This window comes from Phaeobacter sp. QD34_24 (assembly GCF_028890115.1).
Classification (GTDB): domain Bacteria; phylum Pseudomonadota; class Alphaproteobacteria; order Rhodobacterales; family Rhodobacteraceae; genus Phycobacter.
On the sequence record NZ_JARCJD010000010.1, the window covers coordinates 72,917 to 92,935 of the forward strand.

General features: G+C 62.3%; 21 protein-coding genes and 1 riboswitch. Of the genes, 6 read left to right on the plus strand and 15 right to left on the minus strand.

Features of this window, described 5'->3' with window-relative positions:
- Positions 1-5: 5 nt before the first annotated feature.
- The 7 genes from trpB to PXK07_RS09965 form a co-directional block, all read right to left on the minus strand.
- Complete coding sequence (gene trpB, locus PXK07_RS09935) at positions 6-1,265, minus strand: tryptophan synthase subunit beta (protein ID WP_274848075.1); 1,260 nt, start codon at positions 1,263-1,265, stop codon at positions 6-8.
- Between the two features lie 103 nt (positions 1,266-1,368).
- Positions 1,369-2,025 (minus strand): phosphoribosylanthranilate isomerase, encoded by a 657-nt coding sequence (locus tag PXK07_RS09940; protein WP_274848076.1) that lies wholly within the window; start codon positions 2,023-2,025, stop codon positions 1,369-1,371.
- Between the two features lie 4 nt (positions 2,026-2,029).
- The gene (locus PXK07_RS09945) at positions 2,030-2,380 is read right to left on the minus strand and encodes a lipopolysaccharide assembly protein LapA domain-containing protein (RefSeq protein ID WP_274848077.1); all 351 of its coding nucleotides are present in this window, start codon (positions 2,378-2,380) and stop codon (positions 2,030-2,032) included.
- Entirely contained in the window at positions 2,381-2,665 is a 285-nt protein-coding gene (gene ihfB / locus PXK07_RS09950; RefSeq protein ID WP_192964471.1) for an integration host factor subunit beta, read from the minus strand.
- A 334-nt stretch (positions 2,666-2,999) separates the two neighbouring features.
- A complete protein-coding gene (gene rpsA, locus PXK07_RS09955) occupies positions 3,000-4,691 on the minus strand; it encodes a 30S ribosomal protein S1 (protein ID WP_274848146.1) in 1,692 nt (563 codons plus the stop codon).
- A gap of 286 nt (positions 4,692-4,977) precedes the next feature.
- Positions 4,978-6,390 (minus strand): KAP family P-loop NTPase fold protein, encoded by a 1,413-nt coding sequence (locus tag PXK07_RS09960; protein WP_274848078.1) that lies wholly within the window; start codon positions 6,388-6,390, stop codon positions 4,978-4,980.
- Between the two features lie 111 nt (positions 6,391-6,501).
- Entirely contained in the window at positions 6,502-6,642 is a 141-nt protein-coding gene (locus tag PXK07_RS09965) for a hypothetical protein (protein ID WP_274848079.1), read from the minus strand.
- A gap of 54 nt (positions 6,643-6,696) precedes the next feature.
- A riboswitch (cobalamin riboswitch) is annotated at positions 6,697-6,904 on the plus strand.
- A 157-nt stretch (positions 6,905-7,061) separates the two neighbouring features.
- On the opposite strand from PXK07_RS09965, the gene PXK07_RS09970 reads away from it, so the two are divergent.
- From PXK07_RS09970 to PXK07_RS09990, 5 genes are all read left to right on the plus strand, one after another.
- Positions 7,062-8,927: a TonB-dependent receptor plug domain-containing protein gene (locus PXK07_RS09970; RefSeq protein ID WP_274848080.1), complete on the plus strand. Its 1,866-nt coding sequence runs from the start codon at positions 7,062-7,064 to the stop codon at positions 8,925-8,927.
- A 76-nt stretch (positions 8,928-9,003) separates the two neighbouring features.
- Positions 9,004-9,786 (plus strand): ABC transporter substrate-binding protein, encoded by a 783-nt coding sequence (locus PXK07_RS09975; protein ID WP_274848081.1) that lies wholly within the window; start codon positions 9,004-9,006, stop codon positions 9,784-9,786.
- Positions 9,786-10,766 (plus strand): FecCD family ABC transporter permease, encoded by a 981-nt coding sequence (locus PXK07_RS09980; RefSeq protein ID WP_274848082.1) that lies wholly within the window; start codon positions 9,786-9,788, stop codon positions 10,764-10,766. Before PXK07_RS09975 ends, PXK07_RS09980 begins: the two co-directional genes overlap by 1 nt.
- Complete coding sequence (locus tag PXK07_RS09985; protein ID WP_274848083.1) at positions 10,763-11,521, plus strand: ABC transporter ATP-binding protein; 759 nt, start codon at positions 10,763-10,765, stop codon at positions 11,519-11,521. The genes PXK07_RS09980 and PXK07_RS09985 overlap by 4 nt, the downstream gene beginning before the upstream one ends.
- Positions 11,518-12,180, plus strand: a complete 663-nt coding sequence (locus tag PXK07_RS09990) for an adenosylcobinamide amidohydrolase (RefSeq protein WP_274848084.1) — start codon at positions 11,518-11,520, stop codon at positions 12,178-12,180. The genes PXK07_RS09985 and PXK07_RS09990 overlap by 4 nt, the downstream gene beginning before the upstream one ends.
- A 21-nt stretch (positions 12,181-12,201) precedes the next feature.
- Here the strand turns inward: PXK07_RS09990 and PXK07_RS09995 are convergent, their stop codons facing one another.
- The 6 genes from PXK07_RS09995 to fghA all read right to left on the minus strand — a co-directional run bounded on the left by PXK07_RS09995 (position 12,202) and on the right by fghA (position 17,588).
- Positions 12,202-13,119 carry an ornithine cyclodeaminase family protein gene (locus tag PXK07_RS09995; RefSeq protein WP_274848085.1) on the minus strand — a complete coding sequence of 306 codons (918 nt, stop codon included), beginning with the start codon at positions 13,117-13,119 and terminating at the stop codon, positions 12,202-12,204.
- Complete coding sequence (locus PXK07_RS10000) at positions 13,116-13,736, minus strand: HAD family hydrolase (protein ID WP_274848086.1); 621 nt, start codon at positions 13,734-13,736, stop codon at positions 13,116-13,118. The genes PXK07_RS09995 and PXK07_RS10000 overlap by 4 nt, the downstream gene beginning before the upstream one ends.
- Positions 13,737-13,762: 26 nt before the next feature.
- On the minus strand, positions 13,763-14,725 hold the full coding sequence (locus tag PXK07_RS10005; protein WP_274848087.1) for a DMT family transporter: 963 nt from the start codon (positions 14,723-14,725) through the stop codon (positions 13,763-13,765).
- Between the two features lie 92 nt (positions 14,726-14,817).
- The gene (locus PXK07_RS10010) at positions 14,818-15,273 is read right to left on the minus strand and encodes a YaiI/YqxD family protein (protein WP_274848088.1); all 456 of its coding nucleotides are present in this window, start codon (positions 15,271-15,273) and stop codon (positions 14,818-14,820) included.
- Positions 15,270-16,733 carry a Si-specific NAD(P)(+) transhydrogenase gene (gene sthA, locus PXK07_RS10015; protein ID WP_274848089.1) on the minus strand — a complete coding sequence of 488 codons (1,464 nt, stop codon included), beginning with the start codon at positions 16,731-16,733 and terminating at the stop codon, positions 15,270-15,272. The genes PXK07_RS10010 and sthA overlap by 4 nt, the downstream gene beginning before the upstream one ends.
- Before the next feature lie 21 nt (positions 16,734-16,754).
- The gene (gene fghA, locus PXK07_RS10020; protein ID WP_274848090.1) at positions 16,755-17,588 is read right to left on the minus strand and encodes an S-formylglutathione hydrolase; all 834 of its coding nucleotides are present in this window, start codon (positions 17,586-17,588) and stop codon (positions 16,755-16,757) included.
- Positions 17,589-17,815: 227 nt separating this feature from the next.
- Between fghA and PXK07_RS10025 the strand changes: the two genes are divergently transcribed.
- On the plus strand, positions 17,816-18,157 hold the full coding sequence (locus PXK07_RS10025) for a cupin domain-containing protein (protein WP_274848091.1): 342 nt from the start codon (positions 17,816-17,818) through the stop codon (positions 18,155-18,157).
- A gap of 24 nt (positions 18,158-18,181) precedes the next feature.
- Here PXK07_RS10025 and PXK07_RS10030 read toward each other — a convergent pair whose 3' ends face one another.
- Together PXK07_RS10030 and PXK07_RS10035 are read right to left on the minus strand one after the other, a co-directional pair.
- On the minus strand, positions 18,182-19,105 hold the full coding sequence (locus PXK07_RS10030; RefSeq protein ID WP_274848092.1) for an AEC family transporter: 924 nt from the start codon (positions 19,103-19,105) through the stop codon (positions 18,182-18,184).
- Between the two features lie 258 nt (positions 19,106-19,363).
- On the minus strand, positions 19,364-19,738 hold the full coding sequence (locus tag PXK07_RS10035) for a hypothetical protein (RefSeq protein ID WP_274848093.1): 375 nt from the start codon (positions 19,736-19,738) through the stop codon (positions 19,364-19,366).
- Between the last annotated feature and the right edge of the window lie 281 nt (positions 19,739-20,019).

Sequence of the window (20,019 nt, forward strand, 5' to 3'; positions counted from 1 at the left end):
AGGGCTCAGTCGTCCAGGTCGCGCCCCTCTTCGGTGTCGGACATGTCAAAGCCCAGGTGCCGTGCCACGGTGAAGATATCCTTGTCGCCGCGGCCACACATGTTCATGACGATGATATGCTCTTTCGGCAGGGTCGGCGCGATCTTCATCACATGGGCCAGCGCATGGCTTGGCTCCAGTGCGGGGATGATCCCCTCCATCGCGCAGGACAGCTGGAAGGCCTCCAGCGCTTCCTTGTCGGTGATCGAGACATATTCGGCGCGACCCGTATCATGCAGCCAGGCGTGTTCGGGGCCGATGCCCGGGTAATCCAGACCGGCGGAGATCGAGAAGCCTTCGAGAATCTGACCGTCGTCATCCTGCAGCAGGTAGGTGCGGTTGCCGTGCAGCACGCCGGGCCGCCCGCCGGTGAGCGAGGCGCAATGCTGCATCTTCTCGTCAACGCCCTTGCCGCCGGCCTCGACGCCGATGATGTTCACGCTCTTGTCGTCCAGGAAGGGATAGAACAGCCCCATGGCGTTGGAGCCGCCACCGATGGCCGCAATCACCGTATCCGGCAGGCGGCCTTCGCCCTCTTGCTCGGCCAGCTGCCAGCGCACCTCCTTGCCGATCACCGATTGGAAATCGCGGACCATCGCCGGATAGGGGTGCGGGCCGGCCACGGTGCCGATGCAGTAGAAAGTGTCACGCACATTGGTCACCCAGTCGCGCAGCGCGTCGTTCATCGCATCCTTCAGCGTGCCACGACCCGAGGTCACCGGGATCACCTCGGCGCCCAGCAGGCGCATGCGGAAGACATTCGGGGCCTGACGTTTCACATCATGGGCGCCCATGTAGACCACGCATTTCAGACCGAACTTGGCGCAGACGGTGGCGGTGGCCACCCCATGCTGGCCGGCGCCGGTTTCAGCGATGATGCGGGTCTTGCCCATGCGGCGCGCCAGCAGGATCTGCCCCAGCACGTTGTTCACCTTGTGGGCGCCGGTGTGGTTCAGCTCGTCCCGCTTCATGTAGATCTTGGCGCCGCCCAGGTGCTCGGTCAGGCGATTGGCGAAATAGAGCGGGCTGGGACGGCCCACATAGTGCTTCCACAGATCGTCCATCTCGGCCCAGAACGTGGGATCGTCCTTGGCGCGGTCGTATTCCTCTTCCAGGCTCAGGATCAGCGGCATCAGCGTTTCGCTGACGAAACGCCCGCCGAAGATGCCAAAGCGGCCCTTTTCGTCGGGTCCGTTCATGAAGCTGTTGAAAAGATCTTCGGCCATGATTGTTCCTCTCTGCGCGGCACGGCTAATGACTATAGCGCGTCAGGCGAGGGGTAAAGAGAGCAAGGCGCAAAACCTCGCGGGTCGCGTCGATAGGACCGTGTCAGCCGCGTGCGGCGTGGGCGGCAGAGACGAAGGCGGCGATCTTCTCGGCGTCCTTCTGGCCCGGTGCAGATTCAACCCCGGAAGAGACATCCACCTGCCGCGCACCGGTCATGCGGATCGCCTCGGCCACGTTTTCAGGGGTGAGCCCGCCGGCCAGCATCCAGGGTTTGCGCCAGTATTTGCGCCTGGCCAGCAGGCGCCAGTCGAAGGCCAGCCCGTTGCCGCCGGGCAGATCGGCGCCTTTGGGCGGTTTGGCATCGATCAAAAGCTGGTCGGCCACATCCGAATAGATATCGATCTGCGCCAGGTCCGCCGCATCGGCGACGCCGATCGCCTTCATCACCGGCAGGCCGTAGCGGGATTTTACCGCGGCCACGCGTTCCGGCGTTTCCTTGCCGTGCAGCTGCAACATGTCCAAAGGCACCGCATCCACCAGCGCGTCCAGCTCCGCATCTGTGGCATTGACCGTCAGGGCGACCTTGCACAGGCCCACGGGAGCCTGGGCCGCCAGGCTGGCAGCGGTTTCAACGGAGACATTGCGCGGCGATTTCGGGAAGAACACGAAGCCCGCATAGGCTGCCCCTGCACGCGCGGCGCAATCCACGTCCTGCGGCGTGCTGAGGCCGCAGACCTTGACTCGGATATCCGATGTCATTGGATCAGACCGCGTCATCCAGCAGGGCGAGGACCTCGTCCTTGCCTTCGTGCTTCTGCTTTTTCAGCTTCTGCACTTCGCGGGAGAGTTTCTTGACCTCGCGGCTGTGCTGACCGGCTTCCCGGCGATGCTTGTGCTCGCGCAGCCATTCCCAGATGAAGCCAACCACCACACCAACGGCGACCCCACCCAGAACCACCACGAAGAGCGGCAGCGCGATGGTGGGGTTCCAGTCGACCAGTTCCGCAAGGGCGGTGGGCATCAGCTTCAGCTCTACGACAGAGCGATTCGCCAGGCACACGGAGATCAGGACAATCCCCAAGGCGCCCAGGATGGCATAACGAAGATAGCGCATTTAGGCCTTTCCGTTCAGACGGTCCCTCAAGAGCTTTCCGGTCTTGAAAAACGGCACATGTTTTTCCTCTACATGGACCGTTTCGCCGGTACGGGGATTGCGACCAACCCGCGCATCCCGCTTTTTCACCGAAAAAGCGCCAAAGCCGCGCAATTCGACCCGGTCACCCCGGGCCATCGCGTTGGTCACTTCCTCGAATACCGTGTTCACGATCCTCTCGACGTCCCGCTGATACAGGTGCGGGTTTTCGTCTGCAATCTTCTGAATCAGTTCAGAGCGGATCATCCTTCCTGCCCTCCCAAGCCAACGCAATCCTTCGCCAAAGTACTCATGACTATAACAAGGAAAACGACGCGCCGGGAACAAGAACCGCCGATGCCGATCTCCATATTCCGGAAGATTGCCTGAAATTGCCATGTAAAACCAGAGATTTGCTGCGCAGGGTGGCTTCGCGTCGCACTGTGGGTGGGATTTTGCCGATCACGCGGCCTGCATGCGGGTTTGATTCGCGTCCTGCCTGCCCTGGTGGCACCCTGCCCATGGCGGCCCCTGCCAATAGAAAACGGCCCCGCCAGAGGCAGGGCCGTTCCCAAGATTTTCAGCGAAAAGAAGCGGGCGATCAGTCGCCGGTCTTCAGTGCGGCGCCAAGGATATCGCCCAGCGATGCACCGGAGTCCGAGGAACCATACTGTTCCACGGCTTCTTTTTCTTCCGCGATCTCGCGCGCCTTGATCGACAGGCCCAGACGACGGGTCTTGCTGTCAACGTTGGTGACGCGCACGTCGATCTTGTCACCGACCGAGAAACGCTCGGGGCGCTGATCGGCACGGTCACGCGACAGGTCGGAGCGGCGGATGAAGGACTTCATGCCTTCGTATTCCACTTCGATACCGCCGTCTTCGATGGCGGTCACTTCGACAGTGATCACGGAGCCACGCTTCACGCCGCCCACGGCTTCGGCGAACTTGTCGCCGCCCAGGGCTTTGATCGACAGCGAGATACGCTCTTTCTCGACGTCCACTTCGGAGACAACGGCCGAAACCATGTCGCCTTTGCGGTAGTTCTGGATCGCATCCTCGCCACGCTCGTCCCAGGACAGATCGGAGAGGTGAACCATGCCGTCGATGTCGCCGTCGAGGCCGATGAACAGACCGAATTCGGTGATGTTCTTGACTTCGCCTTCGACCTCGGTGCCCTCGGGGTGAGTCTCGGCAAAGAGCTCCCAGGGGTTGCGCATGGTCTGCTTGAGGCCCAGGGACACGCGACGCTTGGCGCCGTCGATTTCCAGAACCATGACGTCGACTTCCTGCGAGGTCGACACGATCTTGCCGGGGTGCACGTTCTTCTTGGTCCAGGACATCTCGGAGACGTGGACCAGACCTTCGACACCGGGCTCCAGCTCAACAAATGCACCGTAATCGGTGATGTTGGTGACGCGACCCTTGTGCACCGAACCCAGCGGGAACTTGGCGCCAACCAGATCCCACGGATCTTCCTGCAGCTGCTTCATGCCGAGGGAGATACGGTGGGTGTCCTTGTTGATCTTGATGACCTGAACCTTGACGGTTTCGCCGATCGACAGGATCTCGGAGGGGTGGTTCACACGGCGCCATGCCATGTCGGTGACGTGCAGCAGGCCGTCAACGCCGCCGAGGTCAACAAATGCACCGTATTCGGTGATGTTCTTGACCACGCCGTCAACCGCATCGCCTTCGGACAGTTTGCCGATGACTTCTGCACGCTGTTCGGCACGCGATTCTTCCAGGATGGCGCGACGCGACACAACGATGTTGCCACGGCGACGGTCCATTTTAAGGATCTGGAACGGCTGCTTCAGACCCATCAGCGGGCCTGCGTCACGCACGGGGCGCACGTCAACTTGCGAGCCGGGCAGGAAGGCCACGGCGCCGCCGAGATCGACGGTGAAGCCACCTTTGACGCGGCCGAAGATCGCGCCTTCGACGCGGGCATCGTCTGCGTATGCTTTTTCCAGGCGGTCCCAGGCTTCTTCGCGGCGGGCCATCTCGCGGGAGATGACGGCTTCGCCACGGGCGTTTTCAGCCGAGCGCAGGAAGACTTCCACTTCATCGCCAACAGCGATTTCAGGAGCTTCGCCGGGATTTGCGAATTCTTTCAGATCAACGCGGCCTTCCATTTTGTAGCCGACGTCGATGATGGCCTGGCCTGCTTCAATTGCGATGACCTTGCCTTTGACAACGGAACCCTCGTCCGGGGTGTCCATTTCGAAGCTTTCGTTTAGGAGGGCTTCGAATTCCTCCATCGATGTGTTCTGAGCCATGTGGTCTCGGATTTCCTTTTCATACGTCTTTGCTGGCCATGCGGTTGTCTCCGCCGGTCTGAATGGGTTGGTCGGTCCGAGATCACGCAGTTGGACGCTCTGGAGCAAACAAACACAAAGGGCCGGAGGTTGCCCCGACCCTGCTCAGAGTGTCTTTCGTGCGTTTTCGCATCTCTGTCGACAGGCGCCGTATAGGGGGTTTGCGCCTTCCTGGCAAGGGGAAAGGGACTCTTTGCGTCGGGAGGCAGGGACTCCGGCGAACTATTCCTGCCAGCAAAACGGGTGTTCTCACTTTGAATTAAGTTGACGTGCCGATTTGGTCTATTTCGTACTTATGGAGGGCATTGAGAACCGCCTCGTGATTCAACATGTAGTTCGGTCCGTGCCCGTCAAGAACCACTAGACTATCTTCATGTTGGATACGCCTATCCGTTGGTTTCGAAGGCGGCACATTTAGAAGCTCCGGACAGTTACTTCTCACGAACTTCAAAGCAGCCGAATACTCGTGCTCGCCACCACTACTCTTAAACAGACGACTCATTAAGGTTTCTGCTCTCTCCCTAGTCAATCTAGAACGTGGCAGAGCATCTTCGAATATCTTCATGTCAAATAACGGCGCTCCGACTGCATCCCGAACTGCATCCCGAAAAGCCAGCCAAACAAGAAGCGCATAGTCCAACGGAAGATTCTTGTAGCAGCGGATAGCCAATTCCACCCGTAACTTCACCCGCTCGATCTGCCGCATCGTCAAACCACTCAACGGCGCCATTTCACCAGCCAGCCGGGCCGCCCGCGCGATGGTGAACTCCTCCCCCTCACCAAAAGGGGTGCCTTCGGGCAAGGTGTTGAACACGTCCTCTGCCGCATTGGATAGGGCCTTTTCCGTTTGTGGCAGTTTCAGGCGGATGTTGACGAATTTGTCCAGATACCGCTCTCCCGCCTCCCGTTTTCCGAACCGATGCTCGGCCAGACCATTGAGGTAAGCATCATCAACGAACAGGCAGAAAACGAACCCCTCGTGAGAGAACACCAGTTTCATCGCCTCAAGGAAGGCAATGGTATAATCCGGGTGGCAGCGGTCCAGCTCATCCACCAAAACCACCACACGCGGATTCGGATTTCCCTCTGTTAGAGCTTTACGCAGCGCCTCCATCTGCTCTTTTAACTCGACATTGCGCACCCGCTCGGCCGTGACTTGCGCTGCGATCAAGGCGCCTGCCGCTTTTGAAATACCGACCCCGAACTTTTCCACAGCGCCTTGCAGGTCTTCGTAGCCTTCCAAAGCCTCGCTAGCCTCTCCCGAGACAACATCCACGAGAGCCCCCATGCCCTGTTTCGCGGCAACTCCAGCCAAAGTTTTTCCCAAGACACCGACGATTTTCTTTCCGTTCTCAATCGCCTTGTCCCGCTTCGGGTTGGCACTTTCAGGCAAGGCCGCGATAAGTGCGCCAATAAACGTCAAGACTGGATCGCCCGAGTGATCGGACATGTGGGCGTCGATTTCGATCACCACTTCGCCTTCGGCCTTCAACTGTTTCGCCCAACGTTCCCGAAAGAATGTCTTGCCCTGCCCGTATCCGGCCTCAATCGAGATCACCTTGGTATCGGAAATGGACTTGATAAGGGTGGTGAAGGTATCCCCCACCTCGCTGTACCCTAGGCGATCCCCCTCCCAAGGGTTTGCACCAGTTCCGCTGTCACTATCCGTCATCTAAGCTCTCTGGAAACGTCTTTTCATTCATATCATTCATACTTCAATCCTGAGTTGTTCAGGCGGTATCGGCAACAAAAAACGCGAAACAGATGATTGCTTTGTTCCGGCTCAGCCCCGCCGATCCTTGATGGCCGCTTCTATGCTCAACCCGTTGGTGTCGATCATCGCCGAATCCTCCGCCACCTTGGAGGCCACCTGGGCTATACGCAGGCCACCGGCCTGCAGACCCTCGGCCACCAGGGACGGCATGTTTTCCCGGCGGCTCCCTTGAATATTCAAGATTGACTTCTACGGGCGGCTCAGTCTTTTTCGGTGCGACCTGGTTTGGATGGGATTCCATCCAGCAAAAAGGGAACGGGGTACGGCACCGGCTGTCAAATCCCCGACTGCCCCCGCAACTGTAGGCGGCGAGCGAATTCGGAAGATGCCACTGTCCCGGCAAAAGGGATGGGAAGGCCCGCATGAGCTATGACCCGCAAGTCAGGAGACCTGCCAGGTTGTTCACCCTGTCCGGACGCGGGGCGCGTCACGGACAACGGACCTTCCGGAGTGGTGGCATATGCTTCACCGTCTGCGGAGACAGCCTCTCCAAGGACAATCTAGAATGGACGGCCTGACAGGGGCCTGTTTTGGGGAGTCGCAAGACCGGCTTCCGCGAAGGATCGAAAATGAAAACCACTCTACTGCGCGCCACCAGTGCGTTCGCGCTCCTGGTTGCACACCCCGCCCTGGCGGAGGACATCGTATATCTGGACGACATCATCGTCAGCGGCGGTCTGACCCCGATCGCGGAATCGGAATACGGGCGCTCGGCCAGTGTCATTACCGCAGCAGAGATCGAGGAGCGTGGCATTCTCACCGTGCAGGACGCCCTGCGTGCGGTCCCCGGCGTTTCGGTGAGTGGCGCGGGCGACAGCTTTACCCAGGTGCGCATTCGCGGCGGCGAGGGCAACAACACTTTGATTCTGATCGACGGTGTTCCGGCGGCTGCGGGCAACGACGAGTATTTTTTCTCGGGCCTGGAGACTGCCAATATCGAACGGATCGAGGTTTTGCGTGGTCCGCAATCGGCCTTTTACGGCTCCAGCGCCTCGTCCGGGGTTGTCAGTATCATCACCAAGAAGGGCGACATTGGCCAGGAGGTCTTTGGCAAGATCGAGGGTGGAGATGCCAATTCCGTGTCGGCGCGCTACTCCACCCGGACGCAACGCGGCGGGCTGGCGCTTGGTCTCTCCTATCTTGATGACGAAGGCTATGACTTCTCCGGCAGTGGCGGCGAAAAGGATGGTATCCGGCGCAAGACCATCAACCTGACCGGTGACTACCTGCTGACGGATGATCTGAAGTTGGGTTTCACCTTCCGCCACTCCGATGAGGATTACGACACGGATACGCAGAACTACGCTGCAACCACGGTGCAGCAATCGGTGACCGATGATCCCACCGGCACCGTCGACCGGTCCGAACGTTTGGGCAGTGTCTATGCGGAATACCTGATGATGGGGGGCCGCATGAAGCACCGGCTGACCTTTGAAAACAGCGATTTCGAAAGCACCCCCGGCGGCGGAGCCACCTCGCAGGCGGACCGCAAGACCGGGCGCTACCTGCTCAGCTATGCGCTGGACGGTGCCATGCTGGAGGATGCGGATCACATCGTGAACGTGATCGCGGAACATACGCGAAAACGCTCGAACACAAATGCAGGCTATCGGCCGGATCGCGATTCCTACGCCGTGGAGTATCGCGGATCCCTTGCAAACGGTCTGAATCTGCAAGCGGGCCTGCGCCGGGACAACAACAGCACATTCGAGGACGACACCACCTGGAACATCAGCGGCGCCTATACCCTGGCCAACGGTGTGCGGTTGCATGGCTCTGCCGGGGAAGGCAGCGTCGATCCCTCGTTCTTTGAACTGTTCGGAAGCTCCTTTGGCACTTTTGGCAATCCCAACCTGACGCCTGAAAAGAACAGGAGCATCGATTTCGGGGTCGAAGTCCCCTTCCTTCAAGGGCGCGGTATTGTGGATGTCACGCTCTTTTCCGAAGAGCTGACCGACGAGATCGAATGGTATTTCGATGGGGCGCTTGGCTATAGCACCTATCGCAACCGGGCGGAGAAATCGAAACGCGAAGGGGTGGAGATCTCGGCAATCCTGGAGGCCACTGACAGCCTGGATCTGCGCCTTGCCTATACCTATCTGAACGCCTCAAACGCCAATGGATCGGTTGAGGTGCGCCGCCCGGAACACGAGCTGCTGCTGAGCGCACGCCAGGCGTTCCTGAACGGACGCGGCAGCGTGAATGCGGATCTGCGCTATGTGGCGGGCAACTATGATACGCAATCCTTCGGCACCTTTCCGGTGGTGCAGCTGCCCGATTACACGACCGTCGATGTCGCCGCACGCTATGCCCTGTCGGATCGCGTGACCCTGACCGGGCGCGTGACCAACCTGTTCGACAAGGACTATTCCGATGTCTGGGGCTTCGCCAAGCGCGGACGCGCCTTCTACGTTGGCCTGGAATCGACCTTCTGAGGTGCGCCGCGCTTTCTGGATAGCTTTTGCAGCGGCCCTGTCTTTGTGCGGGGCCGCTGTCGGGAAGGAGAGGCCGGTGCCACCTGCGCCGCCCGCCCGTGTGGTGTCGATGAACCTCTGCACCGATCAGCTGTCGATGTTGCTTGCGGGCGCGGATCAATTGGTGTCGGTCTCCTTTCTGGCGCGGGATCCACGCAGTTCGGCGATGAGCGAGGAGGCCGAGAGCTACATCATCAACCACGGGCGCGCGGAAGAGATCTACTTGCTTAAGCCCGACCTGGTGATTGCCAGCGCCCATAGTCGGCAAGCCACGGTCTCTATGCTGCGCCGGTTGGATATTCCGGTGGCTGTGGTGGAACCGGCGCGCTCCCTCGAAGAGGTCAGCGAGCGGATTGCCGAGGTCGGCGCCCTGCTGGGCCGCGAGGGGGCGGCGCAGGCGATGATCAGCCAGTATGAGCGCGACCTGGAGATCTTGCGTGCAACCGGCACCCGCAGCGTTCGAGGCGTTCTTTATGCAGCGCAGGGATGGACCGCTGGTGATGCAACGCTTGCAGGCCAGATCCTTCGGGCGGCCGGTCTGCAGAACGTGGCGGATGAGTTGGGCTATGACTATGGCGGCGCCCTGCCGTTGGAGCAGCTGGTCATGGTGGCCCCCGATATGATCGTGCCCTCCACCCCCTATGCCGGACATTCCCGCGCTGAGGAAATCCTGCTACACCCCGTGATCGACGCCTATCGTCACGGCGGCGCAAGTGCCGCCATGCGCGACGCCGACTGGGTTTGCGGAACGCCGCATGTGCTGCGCGCGGTGGCGCGTCTGAGCGACGATCGCAAACGGTTCGAAACGGGAGACAAGTGATGCGCCTGGAACTGGGCCTGCTGGGCGTGATGCTTGGGCTTTTTGCGCTTTCGCTCACGGTGGGGCCCGCCGATGTGACCGCCATCGACAGCCTGCGGGCACTGTTTGATGACAGCTATGGCCCGCTGACGCTGGTGATGCAGGAGATCCGCCTGCCGCGTGCCCTTCTGGCGATCATCATAGGGGCGGGGCTGGGGCTGGCCGGGGCGGCTATGCAGGGCTATCTGCGCAACCCCTTGGCGGAACCGGGGCTGATCGGGGTCTCCGGCTCGGCGGCGCTGGGGGCGGTGCTGGCGCTGGCAACCGGGTTTGCCGCCAGCCTGTCGCTGGGCCTGCCGATTGCGGCCCTGGCAGGCGCCTTGGTTGGCGTGTTCCTGGTGATGACATTGGCCGGGCCGCGTGGCGGATCGCTGACCCTGATCCTCGCGGGCATTGCGATTTCGGCGCTGGCGGCGGCTTTGACGTCCCTGGTGCTCAACCTGTCATCCAATCCCTTTGCCGCCAATGAGATCGTGTTCTGGATGATGGGATCCCTGTCGGATCGCTCGATGGTGCATGTCTGGCTGTGCCTGCCCTTTGTCCTGATCGGGGCTGCGGCCCTTGCGGTCACCGCGCGGGGGCTGGATGCGCTGACCCTGGGGGAGGACGCCGCTCAGACCATGGGGATAGACCTTGGCCGCCTGCGGCTGCTAGTGGTCTTTGGCACCGCGGCGATTGTTGGCGGATCAACGGCCGTGGCCGGGGCCATCGGCTTTGTCGGGCTGGTGGTGCCGCATATCCTGCGCCCGCTGGTGGGGGCGCGCCCGTCGCGGCTGTTGTGGAGCTCGGCTATTGGCGGGGCGATCATGGTGCAGCTGGCGGATATCACCGTGCGTCTAATCCTGCCCGAACGCGATCTGAAGCTGGGGGTGGTCACTGCCATCGTCGGCGCACCCTTGTTCCTGCACCTGATCTACAAGACCCGGAAGGAACTGCCATGAGCCTTCTTTCCGTAACAGACATGAGCGTGACCCTGCGCCAGCGCGAGGTGTTTAAGGGCCTCTCCTTTGACGTGGAGCCGGGTGAGGTGATTGGCCTGATCGGTGCGAATGGGGCAGGCAAAACCACCCTGATGCGGGCCTGCCTCGGGCTGTTGCCCCATACGGGCCGCAGTTCGCTGGCCGAACTTGGCGCAGGCGCGCGGGCCCGCGCGGTGGCCTGGATGCCGCAGGCGCGGGAAATCGCCTGGCCGATCTCTGTCGAACGCCTGGTGGCGCTGGGCCGTTTGCCGCATCTGGCGATGGGGCAGAAGATGCCGCCGCAGGATCAGGCCCATGTGGATGCAGCCATCGCTCGGCTGGATCTCGACGCCTTTCGCGAACGCGCCGCCTCGCGCCTGTCCGGTGGCGAGCAGGCCCGCGCCCTGATTGCCCGGGCCCTGGCGCAGGACACGCCGCTCCTGATGGCGGACGAGCCGATTGCGGGCCTCGATCCCGCGCATCAGATCGCGACCATGAAGGTCTTTGGCGACCTGGCGGCAGAGGGGCGGTCGGTGATGGTCTCGCTCCACGATCTGGGCCTTGCGGCGCGTCACTGTTCGCGGGTGATGCTCTTGGCAAAAGGCAGGCTTCTGGCGGACGGGGCGCCGCGGGATGTGCTGACCCCGCCGCTGATGGCAGAGGCCTTCGGGATCTCTGTCTGGCACCAGGATACCGATCAGGGACCGGTGTTTCAGGCCATGGAGGTGGTGTCTTGAGCGCGGTCCAGCTGGATGCGCCCTGGCTGAGTTTCGATCTTGGCGCCGAGATGCAGGTGCTGAGCTGGTCGATCAATGCACCGGGATTGACCCGCGCATCGCGGATCCTTTGGCGGGAGGTTCACAACAGCGACCTGCCGCCTGACCTGGATGTGGGGGAATGGGTCGACCGGGAGCTGGCCGCAAAAGGGGCGGCGCAGACCGTGCTCATGCTGACCTCGCGGGATGTGCGCCGTTTCGAACATCGGCGTCGGCAAGTGGGCGCGGTGACGGTAGAGGCCCTGGCCACGGTGGGCCTGGCCAATGCCGAACGGGTCGGCAGCCGGGTGGATTACGCGGGACGGGACTGGGGCACCATCAATATCGGCGTTCGCATTGATCAAGGGCTGACCCAGGCGGGCCTCTTGGAAGCCATGAGCATTGCCGTGCAGGCGCGCACCGCCGCAGTCATGGACGCGCGGGTGCAATTGCCCACGGGGATAGCGACCGGCACGGGCACCGATTGCGTGGCGATCGCCGCGCCCGAGGGCAGCGCCATGTATTCCGGTCTTCATACTGAGCTGGGCGAGGCTATCGGAGGTGCCGTCTATGATGCGGTTCTTGCCGGTGCCCAGGTCTGGATCCGCGAAAACCAGCACAGGCTGCTGGGCAGGGCGTGATCCCCTTGGCTCAGGCCTGGGTCAGCTCCCGGCGCGCCATTTTTCAAGGATGTGGCGGCTGGTCATCAGGTCGAGATGGGCGCCGCCGCCGTTCTTGAACAGGGTGATGGCGGCTGGATCATAGGCGGGGAAGGCGTCCAGCTTGTAGAAATCCGCCAGCACATCGCCGCGCTGGATGATGCCCTCGGCCAGCGGGATCTTGAATTCGCCGATGTGATCCAGCGTGGTGTCGAAACTGTCGCAGTAAAGGCGGGCACGGCACAGCGCCTCGTCATCGGTTTCGCGCATGTCGGGGCGGTAGGCGCCAATGAGGTTCAGGTGCTGGCCGGGCTTGAGCCAGGCGCCCTTGACCACCGGGGTCGAGGACATGGTGGAGGTCACGATGATATCGGCCGACCGGACCGCGCGCTCCAGATCGTGGGCGACTTCGATCTGCGGGTAGGGGACCTTCATGTCCTCTGCCTTGGACTGGGTGCGGTTCCAGACCCGGATCTGGGCGCTGGGGTAGGCGGCGCCGAAGGCCTCGACCAGGGATCCGGCAACCGTTCCGGCGCCCACGATCAGGATGTCGCGACTGTCCGGGTTCGCGAGCCGCATGGCACCAAGCAGGCTGTCGCCCGCCGTCTTCCACTTGGTCACCAGATGGAAATCCACCAGCGCATCCAGGGTGCCGTCCTGGTCGGAGTACAGACAGACCCCGCCGTTGACCATCGGCTTGCCCGCCTCTGGGTTGCCCGGAAAGATCGTTGCGGTTTTCACGGCCAGCCCCAAGCCATCAATCCAGGCCGAACGGCTGAGCAGCGTGTCGGGATCGCGGTAGAGGAAGGTATCGCCGATCTCGGCCTTGGGCAGGTCATGCCCCTTGGCCAGCGCTTCGGTGAAGTCGATCCAGTCCAGCAGGGCCTCGCCTTCGGCAAATCCGATGGATGGGATGGTCATGCGGCCTCCTTGGGCGTCAACAGCCCCTCTGCCACCAGGCGCTTGGCCCAGGTTTCGGGTGTGGTGAAAAGATGGGTGTGCCAACCGCGGTGGGCGGCGGCTTCGATGTTTTCCGGGCGATCGTCGGTGAACAGCAGCCGATCCGGTGCCACGCCGGTGTCGCGCTCCAGATGATCGTAGATCGCAGGCTCGGGCTTGATGGTGCGCAAATGTCCCGACACGAAGGCACGGTCGAATTCATCGAAGAAGGGATAGGTCTTGCGAGCAACCTCGAAGGTGCCGATGCCGAAATTCGTCAGGGCAAAGACAGGGGTGCCCCGCGCCTGCAGGGCACGCATCAGCCGCACCGAATGGGGGATCTCCGGAGAGGCCATCTTGATCCAGCTGTCGTGCCAGTGGCGGATCTCCTCGGCCCAGTCCGGGTGGCGCTCGGCCAAGGCATAGACCGAGGCGCGGAAATCATCGCCGCGATCCACGCCCAGGTTCATCTCGTGAAGATCCACCTCCGCGAACAGCTGCTTGCGTCGTTCCGGGCCAAGGCGGGTGTCGAAAAAGCCTTCGGGGTTCCATTCGATCAGCACGCGGCCAATGTCGAATACGACGGCGTCGATGGGCATCTTGTCGGTCCCTGTCCTGTCTTCGTTCACCCGGCCGAGCGGGGGCGCGGGCGGGGCACCGGGCGGCTGCGCCGGGTTTCCCGCCAGACTGAAACAAGGCCTGCGCCAATGATCAAGGCCGAACCGGCCCAGACCGGCACATCGGGCCATTCATCGAAGACAAGAACGCCCCAAAGCACCGCCATGGGCATGGCGACATATTCAAAGGGCGCGGCCAGACCCGCCTCGTTCAGCCGATAGGCCTGGCTGACCAGGTAGCCGCCGATGGATCCGGCAAGGCCGACGCCGACGAACAGCCCCCAATCCTGCGGCGCGGGCCAGACCCAGGCGCGCAGGATGTAGTCAACGGCTGCGCTGTCACCACTGGCAAAGCGCCCGTCGCCGGTGGTGAGGCCGACCAGCGCGCTGACCACCAGAAAGCCAAGCGTGGGATAGAAGGACAGGGTGGAAGCCTTCTCGGCGCCGCCTGCCCGCCGGGTCAGCACATGCAGCGTGGCATAACCGCAGGCCCCCAGAAAGGGCAGGATCGCGGCGGCCTGAAAACTGCCGGGGCCAGGGCGCATGATGATCAGAACTCCCAGGAACCCCGCCGCCACCGCGCCCCAGCGCCAGGGGCCGACGCGTTCCTTCAGCACCACCACCGACAGGGCGGTGACGATCAGCGGCGTGGCAAAGGCGATGGCGACCGCCTCGGCAATCGGCATGATGGCAAGGCCGGTGAAAAAGCAGATATTGGCAAAGAGCACCGCGCAGCAGCGCATCAGATGCAGTTTCGGCTGCCGCGTGCGCAGGATGTGAAAGCCGCCCTCCAGCGGGATGATCACAGCGCCCAGCACCACGAGGGCAACGATCGAGCGCACCATGACCACCTGATACAGCGGGTAATCGCCGGACAGGAACTTGAAGATCACGTCGATGACGGAGAAACAGACGGCAGACCCCGCAGCGGCCATCAGCCCCAGAACACTGACTTTGATTTCCTGGCTCATGGGCACCTCTTCACGCTTGCCCGATCAGTGACGTAGTTGCTCCGCTTTCGCAAGGCTCGGAGTGAGACAGAACTGCCCGAAGCGGATTGCGCTCAGGCCCGCTTTGCTGCCCTGATTTCCCGCTCCAGTGCATCCAGAAACCGCGAGCGGTCCGCCTTGGTGAAGCCCTTGCCGCTGCCACCTGCGCCAAGCGGGTTGGCGGCGCGCAGGTCGGCCATGAGGTCGCGCATGGCCAGTTGCTGGCCGATATTGGCCTCGGTGAAGCGTTCGCCATTGTGGCGCAGCACGCGGGCGCCCGCTTCGATGCATTTCGCGGCCAGCGGGATGTCGCCTGTCACCACCACATCGCCGACGCCGCAGCGCTCGGCGATCCACATATCCGCCACATCGGCCCCTTCGGAGACGATCACGGTTTCCACCAGCGGGTTCTGAGAGGGGCGCAGGCCGCCGTTCGAGACCACGAACATCTTGATCCCATGCCGGGTGGCGACCCGCTCGGCCTCGGCTTTGACCGGGCAGGCATCGGCATCGATGTAGAGCGCGCTCACTTCGCCGCCTTTTTCGTGTCAGGTTTTCGCGCCTTCTTTGCCGGGTGTTTCACCTTGAACTCTTCCGGAATTGGCATCCGGTTGAAGGCATCGAGACCTGCGATCTTATAGGCTTCGGCCAGGGTCGGGTAGTTGAAGGTGTTTTGCACGAAGTATTCCACCGTGCCTTTGAGGTTCAGCACCGCCTGTGCAATGTGAATGAGCTCGGTGGCGCCTTCGCCGACGATCTGCACGCCCAGCACCCGGCGGGTCTTGAGCGAGAACAGCATCTTCAGCATACCATGTTCCAGCCCCATGATGTGGCCGCGCGAGGTTTCGCGGAAGCGGGCGATGCCCACCTCGTAAGGTACGCCGCGTTCCTGCAGCTCCTCTTCGGACATGCCGCAGGTGGAGATTTCCGGAACCGAATAGATGCCATAGGGGAACCAGGGGCTTTCGGGCACGGTTGGTGTTTCCAGCGCGTGACAAGCGGCGACACGGCCCTGTTGCAGGGATGTGGAGGCTAGCGAGGGGTGCCCGATCACATCGCCGGTGGCATAGACGTGCGGCACGGCGGTTTGATAGGTCTTGCGCTCGACGCTGATGCGGCCGCGGTGATCGGTCTCAAGGCCCACGGCCTTGAGGTTCAGGCTGTCGGTATTGCCCATGCGCCCGGCGGCGAACAGCAGCATTTCCCCGCGCACGTGGCGGCCATTGGCCATGCTGACCTCGATATGGCTGCCTTCATCCTCGATCTTTTCAATGGCCGAACCCAGCCGCAGATCGACGCCGTTTTCGCGGATCTGGTGGGTGAAATCCTGGATGATGGTGCGGTCGATGAAATCGAGGAAGGTTTCGCGCGGCTCGATCAGGGTGACGCGCACATCCAGCGCCGAGAACATGGTGGCATATTCCACGCCGATCACACCGGCGCCCACCACGATCAGCGAGCGCGGGATTTCTTCCATTTCCAGGAATTCATCGCCATCCACCACGGTCTTGCCGTTGAAGGGCACGTCATCCGGGCGATAGGTGCGGGTGCCGGTGGCGATCAGGAATTTCTCGGCCGTCACGCGGGTGGTATCGCCCGCCTCGGTTGCGACCTCGACCTCGTTCGGGCCGGTGAAGCGCGCCAGCCCCGCCAGCCACTCCACGTGGTTGCGGTTGAACTGATGCTCCAGCACGTCGACCTCGTGATCCAGGGTCATATGCAGGCGCGCCTTCAGATCCTCGGCATCGATCTGGTCCTTCACCCGGTAGGCGCGGCCATAGAAACTGCGCTCGCGCCAGCCGGTGAGGTTCAGCACGGTTTCCCGCAGGGTTTTCGAGGGCACCGTGCCGGTATGCACCGAAACGCCGCCCAGCCGGTCCTTGCGGTCGATCACCAGCACGCGGCGCTTGAGCTTTCCGGCCTGGATGGCGGCGGTGCGCCCCGAGGGGCCGGATCCGATGATAACGAGGTCGTAATCGTACTGGCTCATGGTGGTTTGGTCCTTTCGGGATCAGTCGCGGTAGAGCGCCTCGGCGTGGAAGGAGACGTGATCTTCCATGAAGGTGGAGATGAAGAAATAGCTGTGATCATAGCCCGGCTGCAGGCGCAGGGTGGCCTGCTGGCGGCGCTCGTTCACGGCCTGTGCCAGCGCTTCGGGGCGCAGAAGGTCGATGAACTGGTCCGCAGTGCCGGTGTCCACCAGAACGGGGCCGTCAAAGCCTTTTTCGCGCATCATCAGCGTGGCGTCATGCTTGGCCCAGGTCGTTTCATCGCTGCCCAGATAGGCGGTCAGCTGCTTGCGGCCCCAGTCGCTGGCGGTCGGGTTGCAGATCGGCGCGAAGGCAGAGACCGAACGGAAGCGCCCCGGCAGGTTCATCGCCAGCGTCAGCGCGCCATGTCCGCCCATGGAGTGACCGCAGATCGCCTGCCGCTCCAGGTCCACGGCAAAGTTTTCGCCCAGAAAGGCGGGGAGTTCCTCGGCGATATAGCCCCACATCTGGTAGTGCGGCGCCCAAGGCGCTTCGGTGGCATTCACGTAAAACCCGGCACCCTTGCCAAGGTCGTAGTTGTCGTCGTCGGCCACATCATCGCCGCGCGGCGAGGTGTCGGGAAAGACGATCGCGATACCCTGTTCGGCGCACCAGGCCTGCGCACCCGCCTTGGTCATGGCGTTTTCATGGGTGCAGGTGAGGCCCGACAGGAACCACAAGAGCGGCACCGGGCCGTCCTTGGCCTCTTCCGGCAGGAACAGGCCAAAGGTCATCTCGCAATTTGTTGCGCTGCTCTTATGCCGGTAGACGCCCTGTACGCCGCCAAAGCATGTGTTCTCGGAAACGGTTTCCATGGTGAGGCTCCCTTTTTTGTGGTTGGCCTATCAGCTACCCGTCGGCGCAAGGCGGGTCCAGTGTTGCGGCGCCCTGTCGCAGCCTTTTTGCGCCAGAAGGCTTGAGAAATGGCAAATAGGGGCGGGATCGGGCTGGTCCCCGGCGCCGCGTTGTGGCGTGTCGGGGGTAGACTTGGCCTGCGAAACGGGGGACAGATTGCGCCACGACATGCAGCGAAGGACAGCCGATGACCACGTTCCAAAGACTGACACCCGAAGCCGCCGAACCAGAGATCGAGCGCCCCGATCCGGCAAAGGTCATTTCCGGTGACCCCGTCTTCACCACCTGGAATGCGGAAGAGGTGGACGGGCTCTACTGCGGGATCTGGCAGTCGACGCCCGGCAAGTGGCGGATTTCCTACGATGAATGGGAATACTGCCGGATCCTTGAAGGGCGTTCGGTGATCACTGCGGAGGATGGCACCGAATATCCGCTGGCGGCAGGCGACAGCTTCATCCTGCGCCCGGGCTTTTCCGGCACCTGGGAGGTGATCGAGACCACCCGCAAGGATTACGTGATCCGGCTCTAGGTTCAGGCCTCATTCATCCTGTGCCTAGGAAACCCAGGCGATCGCCAGCGGCACCGTCAGGATCGACACCGCGGTCGAGATCAGGATCGCGGCCGAGACGCGCTGCGGGGCGATGCCGTAATGCTGCGCCAGCATATAGACGTTGCCTGCCACCGGCAGCGAAGCCGCCGCAATCGCGACCGAGGCCGGGAAACTGGCAACCGGCACCAGCCACAGGACCCCGATGGCGACAAACAGCGGGTGCAGCACCAGCTTGGCAAAGCTGAGCCAGGCGGCCACTTCGATGCGCTCGGCGGATTTGGAGGCGAGCGAGGCGCCGATGGCGAACAGCGCGCCGGGCGTGGCCGCCCCGCCCAGGATCGACAGGAAGTCATTGACCGGCGCCGGGATCGGCTGCGTCGAGGCCGACCAGGCAAGCCCCGCCACGATGGCCACGATCATCGGGTTACGCAGCAGGCCGAGCGTAACCATTTTCAGGGTCTGCAGCCCCAATCCCGAACCACGCCCGGCGTTGATCAGGATGACGATGAGCGAGGAAAAGACCACGAGGTCCACGCTCAGCACCACCATCATCGGCCCGATCGAGGCTTCACCGAACAGGATCGCCATCATCGGCAGGCCGAGAAAGCCCACGTTGCCGATGGCCGCGCATTGCGCCTCGACCGCAGCTGTGGGCACATCCAGCCCCCTCAGCGCCGCGACCGCCGTGGCGACAAGGTAAACCGCCACGGTTCCGGCCAGGTAGCCGAGGATCAGGTTCGGATCAAAGACCTCCGCGAAGGAGAGGTTGGCCGCAAAACGGAAGATCATCGCCGAAAGCGGGAAGAAGAACACGAATTTCGTGAGATAGGCTGTCGCCTCATCGGTAAAGAACCGCGTGCGACCGGCCCAGTATCCTAGGCCGATGATTGCAAAGAAGGGCAGGGTTCTGAAGAAAATGTCAGCCATCGCAGGATTGGTAACCTGATTTGACCAAAACGAAAAGCCTGATTGCGCGGGGTTCTAGAAAGCGATGTCCTCCCGCCCGTCGCCGCTGCATGATACATGCAGGGCTCCCGTTGGGCCGGGCCGCGCTGGCGCGCGGCGGGCGCATGGCGCAGCCTTTCAGCTTTCCCTGCAGGCTGTGCCGAGTGGTTTCCAGCAGAATACAGGTTCTGGTTCTTGGAGGGGCCTCAGCAGAGAGGCCCAACGCCAAGCGCTATGCCGCTAAAGATCGCCCAGCATCTGAGACGCCTGAGTTTTAAGATGCTCAACCCGTTTCTGTGCCTGATCCGCATAGCCGCCCAGTTTCAGGATCTCTTCCCGAAGAACGGTCAAACGCTCACCACTTGCGGTGGGGAGTTCTTCTAGAAGGTCGAAAAGCAGGTTGCTGGCGAGCCGCGCTTCCTTCCTGCGGTTTTCCATTTCGCTTTCGGTGCCGACCAGCTGAATGACGGCTCGGAAGGCTTCGTAGTCGCTGCCCTCCAGAGGGATTTGCTCGGCGTCCGACATTGCGAACAGGGAATGCAGCGCGTCTTTGCGGCTGAGATGCTGCACGCTGTCATAAAGCGCCCGTGCCTTGGAGGAAGGGGCTGTCGCCACATCTCGATCCGAGGGGAGCCTGCTTGTTTGCGGGATCTCTGGTGCCGCGAGGTTTCGGGCCGCAGCGGCGGATTGCCCGACATTCTGTTGGGGGGAAATCATCTTGGCCTGGTCCTTTCTGGTTACAGGCGCAGTGTCGCACTGAGAGGTGTGTATTGCGTAAATACCCTCGCCTCGGCTGTCCTATCGCGCGCTAACGCTTTGTCCCCGCCGCGCGTCAGCGCGGCGCCAGGCCCAACGGGAGGGGGTGGTTCCTTGAACCGCCGCCGACGGGCGGGAGC